The following is an 11,738-nucleotide window of genomic DNA, read 5'->3' as shown; positions in this document are numbered from 1 at the left end:
TCGCTCTGCGGTATGCTCCTCGCCGGATGACCGCAGGCGGTCCCACGCAATCGGTCAATATCACTGCAGGTTGGTATTAGCCGCCCTGCCACGCCTTGACCGCTTCGAGCGGCCAGACCAGCATCAGGATGTTGAGCGCCAGGCCGTCGCGGATGAGATAGGTCGTCAGCGCCTCGAAAAAGACGATGATCGCGACGCTGGCCCAGACCGGCAGGCGGGCCGCAAGGAAGAAGCCGATCACCATGGCCACGATGTCGGCCGCCGAATTGACGATGCTGTCGCCGAAATAGTCGAGCGAGATCGTCGCTTCCCGGTAGCGGTTGATGATGAAGTTGGTGTTCTCGAAGATTTCCCAGGCGCATTCGACGACAAGCGCGAAGGTCAGGCGCGTGGCGATGCTCGCGCGCGGCATCAGCCAGGTGAACAGCGCATAGAACAGGATGCCGTGGATGATGTGGCTCGGCGTGTACCAGTCCGAAAGGTGCTGCGAATTCTCCGAGGAAACGACGACGCCGTGCCAGAGCTTTACATAACCGCATTTACAGATCCAGATGCGTCCCATCAAATGCAGGATCACAGCCGTTGCTGCGATGGCCGCCGCGGCGATGGCGACCGACTTGAGGAGGGTCCGGTTCAAGCGAGTGGTCTTCCTGGCTGGCTCGGGATGCGGTGAAGGACACAGAATCGTATCGGCGCGACGATGCCACGACGACGCCGGCAAAGACAAGATCAAGGGAGGAAGCATGAAACTCGCGACATTGAAGGACAGCACCCGCGATGGCAGGCTTGTCGTCGTCTCCAGGGACCTGACGCGTTGCTCGGAGGTCGGCCATATCGCCCGCACGCTGCAGTCGGCACTGGACGACTGGGCCCATGCCGGCCCGAGACTCGCCCGCGTCGCCGAGGGGATCGAGACCGGATCGCAGCCCACCATGCGCTTTCACGAGCACGAAGCGGCCTCGCCGCTGCCGCGCGCCTATCAGTGGGCGGACGGCTCGGCCTATGTCAATCACGTCGAACTGGTGCGCAAGGCGCGCAACGCCGAGATGCCGGCGAGCTTCTGGACCGACCCGCTGATGTACCAGGGAGGCTCGGACAGCTTCCTCGGCCCGCGCGATCCGATCGTGATGGCCGACGAGGCCTTTGGCATCGACATGGAAGGCGAGATCGCCGTCATCGTCGACGACGTGCCCATGGGCGCCGGTGCCGAGGAGGCCCGCGCGGCGATCCGGCTCGTCATGCTGGTCAACGACGTCTCGCTGCGCGGCCTCATCCCGGCCGAACTCGCCAAGGGCTTCGGCTTCTTTCAGTCGAAGCCATCGTCGGCCTTTTCGCCGGTGGCGGTGACGCCCGACGAACTGAGCGAGGCCTGGGCGGATGGCAAGGTGCATCTGCCGCTGCTGGTGTCGCTCAACGGCAAGCCGTTCGGCCGCGCCGACACCGGCGTCGACATGACCTTCGACTTCGGCCAGCTCGTGGCGCATGCGGCGCGGACGCGCCCGCTTGTTGCCGGCTCCATCATCGGTTCGGGAACCGTCTCCAACAAGCTGGATGGCGGACCCGGCAAGCCGGTCTCGGATGGGGGCAAGGGATATTCCTGCATCGCCGAGCTGCGCACGATCGAGACGATCGAAACCGGAGCGCCCAAGACCCCGTTCATGAAGTTCGGAGACACGGTCCGCATCGAGATGAGGGACAAGGCCGGGCATTCGGTCTTCGGCGCCATCGAACAGACGGTGCAGCGCTCCGAACGGGCATGACCTCCCGCCCGGCGACTGCTCCGGGTACCGCTGGCGCGGGCGGAGCGGTTTGCGGCGACAATTGCGGAAAGATGCAGATGGATGAGATCGTACTCTACGACTACTGGCGATCGTCAGCGAGCTACCGCGTCCGCATCGCCCTGAACAGCCTCGGCGTCGAGTACCGCACGGTTCCCGTCGACCTGCTGGCGGGCGAACACAAGGCGTCCGGGCATCTGGTGCGCAATCCGCAGGGCCTCGTGCCGGCGCTCGAGATCGACGGGCTGATACTGACCCAGTCGCTCTCGATCATCGAGTATCTTGCGGAGACCCGGGATGCGAGGATCTTCCTGCCGGCCGATCCGTCCGGTCGCCAGCGGACGAGAGCGCTCGCCTATGCGATCGCCATGGATATCCATCCGGTCTGCAATCTCGGCGTGGTCGGCCACGTCATGGAACTGACCGGGCAGGGGGAGGCCGCGCGCAGGGACTGGATGGGGAAGTTCATTGGCGAGGGTCTGTCGGCGGTCGAGCGCATGCTGGACGATCCGCGCACAGGGACGTTCTGCCACGGCGCCACACCGTCCCTGGCAGACTTCTGCCTCGTCCCGCAGGTCTATAATGCGGAGCGCTGGGGCGTGGACCTCTCCGGTTTCTCGCGCATCCGCGGCATCGCCGCCGCCTGCAACGCCCTGCCTGCGTTCCAGGCGGCGCATCCCGACCGGGTGAAACCGCAATAGCATGCGCAGGTTGTTCCCGGTAACCCGGCGGTCGGAAATGAATATGTTCACAAAAATGTCAACCGGCTCGAATAGAGCCACTGCTAGGCCCGTCTTCCTTGTGTTGGGGCAGAGCGCGTGATTTCCGCGCAATCATACAATTTCGCAGACAGTGCGGACGTCGAATTCGGCGTCGTTTTTCCCCACGTGTACTCGACACCGGTCGTGCTCGTCTCGTGAAGCGACGTTCAGTCGGGAGCGAGACGTGACCCTGGTGGCCCGATGACAACGCGCCGGACGCTATGGCGCGCCGTGTGTCGCGCATTGGGGCGAAATGATTGTCCTTTGGCGCAAAATCCTGGATAGACGACCTATGAGCGAAACGAACCAGGCCTACAAATACCCCGTTGCAGACGATCATCTGTTGCCGCGCAACACCCATCGCTCTCTGCCGATTGCGCTCCTGAGGGCGCGCGAGGCGGTGATGAGCCATTTCAGGCCGATGCTGGTGAAGTACGACGTGACCGAGCAGCAATGGCGGGTGATCCGCGTGCTTGCCGAAGCCGACGTGCTCGACGCATCGGAAGTGGCGGAGAAGACGTTCATCCTGGCCCCCAGCCTGACGCGAATGATCAAGTCGCTGGAGGAGCGCGGCTTCATCACCCGCCACAAGGACCAGGGCGACGGCCGCCGGGTTCTGCTGAAGATTGCGCCGGCCGGACTGGAGATCATCAATACGGTGACCCCCGACAGTTGCGCGATCTACGACCATATCGAGGCGCGCTACGGCAAGGAGCGCGTCGAGCACCTGATCGATCTCCTGAACGACATGGCCCTCCTGAAGAGCGACGAGCCGTTCATCGCCGAGGAATAACGTCCGCCAGCGCGGCATTCTCCGGCTGCCGATCGAAAGGGCGGATGCGAAGGCGCCCGGATCCTGGGACCCGGGCGCCGGAAATTGCAGGCCTCGTCGATGCTTCAGGCGAGGTTGCCCATGCAGAGATACTTCATCTCCAGATAGTCGTCGGCGCCATGGCTTGAGCCTTCGCGCCCCAGCCCCGATTGCTTGATGCCGCCGAAGGGGGCGGCCTCCGAGGAGATCAGGCCGGTGTTGATGCCGACCATGCCGTATTCCAGCGCCTCCGCCACCTTCCAGACCTTCTTCAGATCCCCGGCGAAGAAATAGGCCGCGAGCCCGAACTCGGTGTCGTTGGCCTGCGCGATCACGTCGTCGACGGTGTCGAAGCGGAAGAGCGGCGCGACCGGGCCGAAGGTCTCCTCGCGCGCAACCTTCATGGTGCGGTCGACGCCGGTCAGGATCGTCGGCTGGAAGAAGGTTCCTTCCCCGGCAAAGCGCTTACCCCCGGATACGACCTTCGCACCCTTGGAGACGGCATCGGCGATATGCGTCTCGACCTTCTCGATCGCCGCTTCCTCGATCAGCGGGCCGATCGAGACGCCCTTGTCGAAGCCGTTGCCGACCGAAAGCTGCTTGATCTTGGCGGCCAGCTTTTCGGCGAAGGCGTCGTAGACGTTCGACTGGACATAGATCCGGTTGGCGCAGACGCAGGTCTGGCCGGCATTGCGATATTTCGAAGCGAGAGCGCCCTCGACCGCGGCGTCGATATCGGCGTCGTCGAAGACGATGAAGGGCGCGTTGCCGCCAAGCTCGAGGCTGACCTTCTTGATCTGGTCGGCGCACTGGCGCATCAGGATGCGGCCGACTTCGGTGGAGCCGGTGAACGAGATCTTGCGGACCTTCGGGTTGAAGCAGAGCTCCTTGCCGATCGCCGGGCCGTCCGTGCCGATGACGAGGTTGAAGACGCCGGCGGGAATGCCCGCCTTCTCCGCCAGGACCGCGAGCGCGATCGCCGACAGCGGCGTCTGCTCGGCGGGCTTGGAGACCACCGTGCAGCCGACGGCAAGAGCCGGCGCCACCTTCCGCGCGATCATGGCGGCGGGAAAGTTCCACGGCGTGATCGTGCCGACGACGCCGACCGGCTGCCTGATGACGAGCATGCGCTTGTCGGCGGACGGCGCGGGGATCGTCTCGCCGTTGATGCGCTTGGCCTCTTCCGCGTACCATTCGACATAGGATGCGGCATAGAGGATCTCGCCCTTCGCATCTGCCAGCGGCTTGCCCATTTCCGCCGTCAGGATCGCCGCCAGCTCGTCGGCATTGTCGATCATCAGGTCATGCCACTTGCGCAGCAGCGCGCTGCGCTCCTTGGCCGGACGCGCGGCCCATGAGCCCTGCGCCTTGTAGGCGGCGTCGATGGCGGCCGCGGTTTCGGCCGCGCCCATCTCCGGCAGCGTTGCCAGCTTTTCGCCGGTCGCCGGGTTGAGGACGTCGAATGTCGCCGTTCCAGTTCCGCCGGTCCAGTTGCCGTCGACATAACCGGAATCGCGCAGGAACGCGGTGGACTTCAGGTGCCTGGTCAATGCGTCGTAGAAGGCCATTTCATCATTTCCTTCGGGCGTGAAAGAGCGGTCGCCCGGACGAGACCGTCCGGGCGTTGCCGCCACTTGCAGATTGGATCGGTTGCGCTTCGCCGCTTAGGCGGAGCGCGCCGCGATGATCGAAGCCTCGAGGATGTCGAGCGCTTCGGCGAAGACCTCGTCCTGCACCGTCAGCGGGGCGAGGAAGCGGATGACGTTGCCGTGCACGCCGCAGGTCAAAAGGATCAGTCCCTTCTCCAGCGCCTTCAGCCGGACCTTGTTGGCGAAATCGGCACTCGGCAATTTGGTTTCGGCGTCGTTGAACTCGACGGCATTCATGAAGCCGGGGCCGCGGATGTCGACGATCTCCGGGACTTTCTCGCGCAGCGATTCCAGGCGCTGTTTGAGGCGGTTGCCGAGGCTTGTGGCGCGGTTGCAGAGATCCTCGTCCTTGATGACGTCGAGAACGGCATGCGCCGCGGCGACGCCCAGCGGATTGCCGGCATAGGTGCCGCCGAGGCCGCCGGGGCCGGGTGCGTCCATGATCTCGGCACGGCCGGTGACGGCCGCGATAGGGAAGCCGCCGCCAAGGCCCTTGGCCATCGTGGTCAGATCGGCGACGACGCCGTGGTGCTCCATGGCGAACAGCTTGCCCGTGCGGGCAAAGCCGGTCTGGACCTCGTCGGCGATCAGGAGGATGCCGTGCTGGTCGCAGATCTCGCGGATCTGCTTCAGGAAGGCGGTGGTCGCCGGGTAGAAGCCGCCTTCGCCCTGCACCGGTTCGATGATGATCGCGGCGACCCGGTTCGGATCGACGTCTGCGGCGAACAGCTTCTTCAGCGCGGCGATCGACTGGTCGGCCGTGGTGCCCTGCAGTTCGACGGGGAAGGGCACGTGGAAGACGTCGGCCGGCATCGCGCCGAAGCCAACCTTGTAGGGGACGACCTTGCCGGTCAGCGCCATGCCCATGAAGGTGCGGCCGTGAAAGGCGCCGCCGAAGGCGACGACGGCCTGGCGGCCGGTGGCGGCGCGGGCGATCTTCACCGCGTTCTCCACCGCCTCGGCGCCGGTGGTGACGAAGATCGTCTTCTTGGCGAAATTGCCGGGAACGATCTCGTTCAGCCGCTCGGCGAGCTCGACGTAGTTCTCGTAGGGAACGACTTGGTGGCAGGTGTGGGTGAAGCGGTCGAGCTGCGCCTTGACCGCCTCGATGACGCGCGGATGCCGGTGGCCGGTGTTGACGACGGCGATGCCGGCGGCAAAATCGATGTAGCGATTGCCTTCCTTGTCCCAGATCTCCGCGTTCTCCGCACGATCGGCATAGATCTGCGTGGTCATGCCGACCCCGCGGGAGATGGCTGCATTCTTGCGGTCGGTGAGGGATGTCGCGGTCATCTTGCGGAGTCCTGAGGCTCGAGGGCTTTATATCTTGCATTTTTTCTGCAAGAACATAAGCAATGCCTACATTTTTTCTGTAGGATTGCAACGGGAATTTTCGGGCGGGCGAGGGTCTGCGGCCTTACGAAACAGGCAGGGCGCGCCGGAGGCCCGCAAGCTGCTATAACGGCGAGAATAACACAAGAATCAGGGTTCATTGGCATGAGCGATCCGGAAACGGTTCACTACAAGGTGGCGGAAGCCGCGCGGCTTGCCGGCGTCTCCGCTTCGACGTTGCGGCTTTGGGAAAGCCAGGGCCTGGTGGTGCCGGGACGGTCGGAGACCGGCCATCGGCAATACAGCGCCGACGACGTGGCGCGGTTGAAGAAGATCTCCTGGTATCGCGCCGAGCGGGGGCTGAACCCGGCCGCGATCCGCGAGGCGCTGGAGGCGGAGGACGCGGCGTCGGACACCACAGCCCCGCCCTCCGTCGAGGGCGATGCGGCGCAAGGGGTCGGGCGCAAGTTCCGGGCCTTGCGCCACGCCGCCGGCAAGACGCTCGAGCAGGTCGCAGGCGACATCGGCATTGCAACGTCGGTCCTGTCCACCTTTGAGCGAACCTCGCAAGGGGTGACGTTTCGGGTGATGCACGACCTGGCCGAATACTACGGCACGACGGTGTCGAAGCTTTCCGGCGAGGACGACATGGAGCAGCGCAGCGTCGTTCGGGCCGGCGAGTGGAATTTCTGGCCGGAAACCTCGCCGGGCGTCGTCGTGCAGGTGTTGGCCGACGGCCGCAACATGATGGACTGCCACCGCTTCCTTCTGTCCCCGGGGGCCTCCAGCGACGGCGCCTACCGTCACGAGGGCGAGGAGTTCATCCATGTGCTCGCCGGCCGGTTCGAGATGGTTCTCGACCGCGACGAATTCCATGACCTCGGGCCGGGTGACTCCATCTATTTCGACAGCCGTCGCCACCATTCCTGGCGCAATCGCCATGACGGCGAGACGGTGCTGATCTGGATCAACACGCCACCGACGTTCTGATCCCGGGCCTACTCGAAATCGTGGCAGCGAGCCCTAGTTTACACGCCAGATTTGCCAAACATAGAGCGATCGTCGAGGGGGCTCGCAATGACGCACAGGCTGCCAGCATTCGCATTCACCATCGCATTCACCTTCGGATGTCTTCCGAGCGCGGGGCAGGCCGCCGAGGCCGTGCCGGTGACGCCCGACAACTTCATCCGGGCGGAGTCGGATATGTACTTCGCCGTCGAGGTTGCCGGCAGTGCGCTCGGCAAGTTGCAGAACCGGCGCGAGATGATGCCGATCGACCGGCAGACGGTGATCCGCAGCAATCGCGACACGCTGTACTCGTCCGCCGTCTTCGATCTCGACGCCGGCCCGGTGACTGTCTCGATGCCGGATGCCGGAACACGCTTCATGTCGCTGGTGGTGATCGACGAGGACCACTACGTGCCCTTCATCGCCCACGGCAAGGGCAGTCATACCTTTACCAGGGAGCAGATCGGCACGCGCTACATGCTTGTCGGCGTGCGTACGCTCGTCAATTCCGAGGACCCGGCCGACCTGCGGGCCGTGCATGCGCTGCAGGATGCCATTGCGGTGGAGCAGGCGGGGCCGGGACAGTTCGAGATCCCGGACTGGGACAAGGCGAGCCAGAAGACGATCCGCGATGCCCTGCTGGTGCTGAACACGACCCTGCCGGACCTCCGCCATACTTTCGGCAGCAGGGGCGAGGTCGACCCGATCCGCCACCTGATCGGGACGGCGGCCGCGTGGGGCGGCAACCCGGACAAGGAGGCCATCTATCTGAACGTCACGCCGAAGCACAATGATGGCCGCACCGTCTACCGGTTGAGCGTCAGGGACGTGCCGGTCGACGGCTTCTGGTCGATCAGCGTCTACAACGCGCAGGGCTTCTTCGTGCCGAACGCGCTCAATGCCTATTCCCTCAACAACCTGACGGCCGCCAAGGAGGACGACGGGACCGTCAGGATCCAGTTCGGCGGCTGCGACGCCCAGAGCGTGAACTGCCTACCGACGCCCGAAGGCTGGAACTACATGGTCCGCCTCTACCAGCCGCAAGCGGCGATCCTGGACGGCAGCTGGCAGTTCCCAGGGGCACAGCAAGTCCCCTGAGAGCGGGAAGCCGACCCTTTGGATCAATCCCCGGCCGCCTCAGTCACGTCGAGGCACCTCGCCCGGCGGCGGCGCCTGCCGGCGGCAGGAGCAGGCGCATCGCGTTCAGCGTCACCAGCACGGTGGCGCCGGTGTCGGCGAAGACTGCGATCCACAGGCCCGTGACGCCGAGGACGGTGGTCACCAGGAAGATGGCCTTCAGCCCCAGCGCGATGGCGACGTTCTGGCGGATATTGGCTATGGTCGCCCGTCCGAGCGCGATCGCGCGGGCGACGTCGACCAGGCGGTTGCCCATCAGCGCCACGCCGGCCGTCTCCCGGGCAAGCCCGGTGCCCGATCCCATCGCCATGCCTACGCTGGCCGCGGCGAGCGCTGCCGCGTCGTTGATGCCGTCGCCGACCATCACCGTGCCGCGCTTTTCGGACAACGTCCGGATCGCCTCGACCTTGTCGGCCGGCAGCAGGCCACCGCGGGCGTCGTCGATCGACAGGGACCGGCCGATGGCGGCAGCGGTCGCGGGATTGTCGCCGGAAAGCATCAGCGTCTGGACCCCGAGCGCCTTCAGGGCCGCGATGCCCGCGCGGGCATCCTCGCGCGGTTCGTCGCGCAGCGCGATCGCGCCGATGCCGACCCTGTCGGCGACGACGACGGCGACGGTGTTGCCGGCCTGTTCGAAGGCCTCGATCTTCCCGGCGAGTGCCGTGTCGATCGTGCCTTCCTCGACAGCAAAGCGCGGGGCGCCGATGAAGATCGACCGTCCGGCGACCGAGCCGCTGACGCCGCGCCCGGCGAGCGCCTTGATTCCCGATGCCGGAGCCGGCGTCAGATTGCGGGCCTGCGCCTCGGCGACGACGGCTTCCGCCAAAGGATGGCTCGAGCCGGCCTCGATCGCCGCCGCCAGCGCCAGCAGGTCTTCAACCGTGCCTTCCGCGGCATGCACGTCGGTAACCGCCGGCCGGCCGCGGGTCAGCGTGCCGGTCTTGTCGAAGGCGACGACTTCGGCCTTGGCAAGCGTCTCCAGGATGACGCCGCCCTTGGCGAGGATGCCGGCGCGCGCCGCCGATGCGAGCGCGGAGGCAACGGCGGCGGGAACGGAAATGACCAGCGCGCAGGGGCAGCCGATCAGGAGCAGCGCCAGTCCGCGATAGATCCAGGTGTGCCACTCGCCACCCAGAACGAGCGGCGGGACGATGGCGACCAGCAGGGCGAGAGCCGCGATCAGCGGGGTATAGATCCGCGAGAAGCTGTCGATGAAGCGCTGCGCGGGTGCCTTCGCATCCTGCGCCTCCTCGACGAGCGCGACCATGCGGGCGATGGTGTTGTCGGCTGCCGCCTTCTCCGCGCGGATCTTCAGGGCCGCGTCGATCGCGACCGAACCGGCAAAGACCTTCTCGCCGGGGCCGCGCGATACCGGGATGCTCTCGCCGGTGATCGCCGCCTCGTCCAGATGCGCACGGCCTTCGATGACCGTACCGTCGGCCGCCACGTGGTCGCCCGGACGGGCCAGCACGACGTGGCCGGGTCGGATGCTTGCGGCCGCGACCTCGCGCACGACCCCGTCTTCCTCGATGAAGGCCCGGTCTGGCACGAGCGACGCGAGCGCCTCGATACCGGCCCGCGCCCGGCCGGCGGCGTAGCCTTCGAGCACTTCGCCGGTCGCAAACAGGAAGACGACCACCGTCGCCTCGGCCGGTTCGCCGATGATGACCGCGCCGATGACAGCGACCGTCATCAGCATCTCGATGGTGAAGGGAGCGCCCGCCGACGCTGCTGCGATGGCACGGCGCGCGATGGGCAGGGCCAGCAGTACCGCCGCGGCAATGAACAAATAGTGGCCGGCGACGGGCCAGAAATGACCGATGACGAAGGCTGCTGCCGTCACGATCCCGCCGACGATGGCATGCAGGCCCTTGGGCGTCCGCCACCAGGCGACGGCGACAGGCCGCGGGGCGGGCGCATCCGTCGCCAGCAGCTCGGCGCCGTAGCCGAGGCTTCTGACCCGCTCGCCGACCCTGTCGAGCGGCGTCTTCGCCTCGTCGACGGCGATGAACATCATCTCGCGCGGGACCGAGACGCGGACGTCGCTGACGCCGGGCATGCCGCCGATGGCGGTGCTGATGGTGCTGGCGCAGCTTGCGCAGTCCATGCCCGATATGCGGAAGCGCCGGTAGCCGTCTCCGACGACGGCTTCATCCGCCACAGCCGCAGGCTCACCGGCCTTGCAGCCAATGCCGCCGTGGTGGTGACCTTCGGCGTGTGCATGGCCATCGTCTTCGCCATGGGCGTGGCCGTGCTCGTGCGCATGCCCGGTGCAGCATGCGTGTTCATGGCCGGACCCGGCCGCCGGGCTGGCGGAGCGGTGATCCTGTACGGCGCTGCCATCGGTCGGGGGCGGAAGGCGCTTGTCCATTGCAAATCTCCCTGATTTGCACCACCTATAATTCCTGTAGTCACTATAGGTTCAAGCGGAAATATCCATGGAACGCGTCTTTTCGATCGGCAAGCTCGCCGCAGCCAGCGGTTCGAAGGTCGAGACCATCCGCTACTATGAATCGATCGGGCTGCTGCCGGAGCCGGAGCGCAACGCGGGCAACCAGCGTCGCTATACGGCGCGCCACTACGACCGGCTTACCTTCATCCTGCACGCACGCGATCTCGGCCTTTCCACCGAGGCCGTGCGACAGCTGATCGATCTGTCTCAGCATCCCGACATGCCCTGCCGGGACGCGGACGAGATTGCGCGGCGCCAGCTGGGCGATGTGCGCCAGAGGATCGCCCGGCTGAAGCTTCTGGAGGCGGAACTGGAACGCACGCTTTCGAGCTGCAGCCACGGGACGATTGCCGAATGCAAGGTGATCGAGGCGCTGGCGCAATGCGGCGCCTGCGAGCGCCACCATCGGCCGCCACGCTGAGAGGGCGATACCGCCTTGGTGATGCCGCGGATGGGGGCTATGCAGTCAGAATGACAAAGCGATCCGGAACCCTGTCGATGCGGCTGGCACTTGCGGGTGCGATTGCAGGCTGCGCCACCCCGCCGGCCATGGCCCGGTCAGGCGAGGGCGAGCCGCCCACGGCGGCTCCCGCGCGCGATCCCGACATCGCCGTGCAGGAGGAATTCGACGCAGCCCGCCGCGCCGATACGGTGAAGGCCTGGGAGCTTTTCATCGCCCGCCACCCCGACCATCCGCTGGCCAGGGAGGCGCAGCAGCAATTGCGCCGCCTGACCGGGCAATAGCGGCCGAGAGCCGTCCCCGGCAGGGACCGGTTCCGGGATGGCGGGGTGTACGGAGCCTTCCCGGCG

At 66.1% G+C, this 11,738-nt stretch carries 11 protein-coding genes; 7 read left to right on the top strand and 4 right to left on the bottom strand.

What is annotated here, in order from left to right; translation table 11 throughout:
• Positions 1-76 precede the first annotated feature (76 nt).
• A complete protein-coding gene (locus tag OCK02_RS23055) occupies positions 77-637 on the bottom strand; it encodes a DUF2585 domain-containing protein (protein WP_230807649.1) in 561 nt (186 codons plus the stop codon).
• A gap of 106 nt (positions 638-743) precedes the next feature.
• Here OCK02_RS23055 and OCK02_RS23050 point away from each other — a divergent pair, with 106 nt between their 5' ends.
• The 3 genes from OCK02_RS23050 (at position 744) to hpaR (ending at position 3,332) form a co-directional block, all read left to right on the top strand.
• A complete protein-coding gene (locus OCK02_RS23050) occupies positions 744-1,760 on the top strand; it encodes a fumarylacetoacetate hydrolase family protein (RefSeq protein WP_263815045.1) in 1,017 nt (338 codons plus the stop codon).
• A 77-nt stretch (positions 1,761-1,837) separates the two neighbouring features.
• Positions 1,838-2,479, top strand: coding sequence for a maleylacetoacetate isomerase (gene maiA / locus OCK02_RS23045; RefSeq protein WP_412178903.1), 642 nt, complete (start codon positions 1,838-1,840; stop codon positions 2,477-2,479).
• 352 nt (positions 2,480-2,831) lie between these two features.
• Positions 2,832-3,332 carry a homoprotocatechuate degradation operon regulator HpaR gene (gene hpaR / locus OCK02_RS23040; protein WP_230807652.1) on the top strand — a complete coding sequence of 167 codons (501 nt, stop codon included), beginning with the start codon at positions 2,832-2,834 and terminating at the stop codon, positions 3,330-3,332.
• Between the two features lie 104 nt (positions 3,333-3,436).
• Here the strand turns inward: hpaR and OCK02_RS23035 are convergent, their stop codons facing one another.
• Positions 3,437-4,918: an NAD-dependent succinate-semialdehyde dehydrogenase gene (locus OCK02_RS23035; RefSeq protein WP_263815043.1), complete on the bottom strand. Its 1,482-nt coding sequence runs from the start codon at positions 4,916-4,918 to the stop codon at positions 3,437-3,439.
• 96 nt (positions 4,919-5,014) lie between these two features.
• The gene (locus OCK02_RS23030; protein ID WP_263815042.1) at positions 5,015-6,292 is read right to left on the bottom strand and encodes a 4-aminobutyrate--2-oxoglutarate transaminase; all 1,278 of its coding nucleotides are present in this window, start codon (positions 6,290-6,292) and stop codon (positions 5,015-5,017) included.
• A gap of 204 nt (positions 6,293-6,496) precedes the next feature.
• Between OCK02_RS23030 and OCK02_RS23025 the strand changes: the two genes are divergently transcribed.
• Positions 6,497-7,321 (top strand): MerR family transcriptional regulator, encoded by an 825-nt coding sequence (locus tag OCK02_RS23025; protein WP_263815041.1) that lies wholly within the window; start codon positions 6,497-6,499, stop codon positions 7,319-7,321.
• A gap of 87 nt (positions 7,322-7,408) precedes the next feature.
• On the top strand, positions 7,409-8,437 hold the full coding sequence (locus OCK02_RS23020) for a DUF1214 domain-containing protein (protein WP_263815040.1): 1,029 nt from the start codon (positions 7,409-7,411) through the stop codon (positions 8,435-8,437).
• Between the two features lie 43 nt (positions 8,438-8,480).
• Here the strand turns inward: OCK02_RS23020 and OCK02_RS23015 are convergent, their stop codons facing one another.
• A complete protein-coding gene (locus OCK02_RS23015) occupies positions 8,481-10,847 on the bottom strand; it encodes a heavy metal translocating P-type ATPase (protein WP_263815039.1) in 2,367 nt (788 codons plus the stop codon).
• A 67-nt stretch (positions 10,848-10,914) separates the two neighbouring features.
• On the opposite strand from OCK02_RS23015, the gene OCK02_RS23010 reads away from it, so the two are divergent.
• Both OCK02_RS23010 and OCK02_RS23005 read left to right on the top strand, forming a co-directional pair.
• Positions 10,915-11,349 (top strand): MerR family transcriptional regulator, encoded by a 435-nt coding sequence (locus OCK02_RS23010; RefSeq protein ID WP_263815038.1) that lies wholly within the window; start codon positions 10,915-10,917, stop codon positions 11,347-11,349.
• 50 nt (positions 11,350-11,399) lie between these two features.
• Complete coding sequence (locus OCK02_RS23005; RefSeq protein WP_263815037.1) at positions 11,400-11,672, top strand: hypothetical protein; 273 nt, start codon at positions 11,400-11,402, stop codon at positions 11,670-11,672.
• Positions 11,673-11,738: the final 66 nt, after the last annotated feature.

The organism is Rhizobium sp. TRM96647 (assembly GCF_025780115.1).
Classification (GTDB): domain Bacteria; phylum Pseudomonadota; class Alphaproteobacteria; order Rhizobiales; family Rhizobiaceae; genus Mycoplana.
Note: the sequence above shows the minus strand (reverse complement) of the source record. Positions and strands in the feature narration are given on the sequence as shown.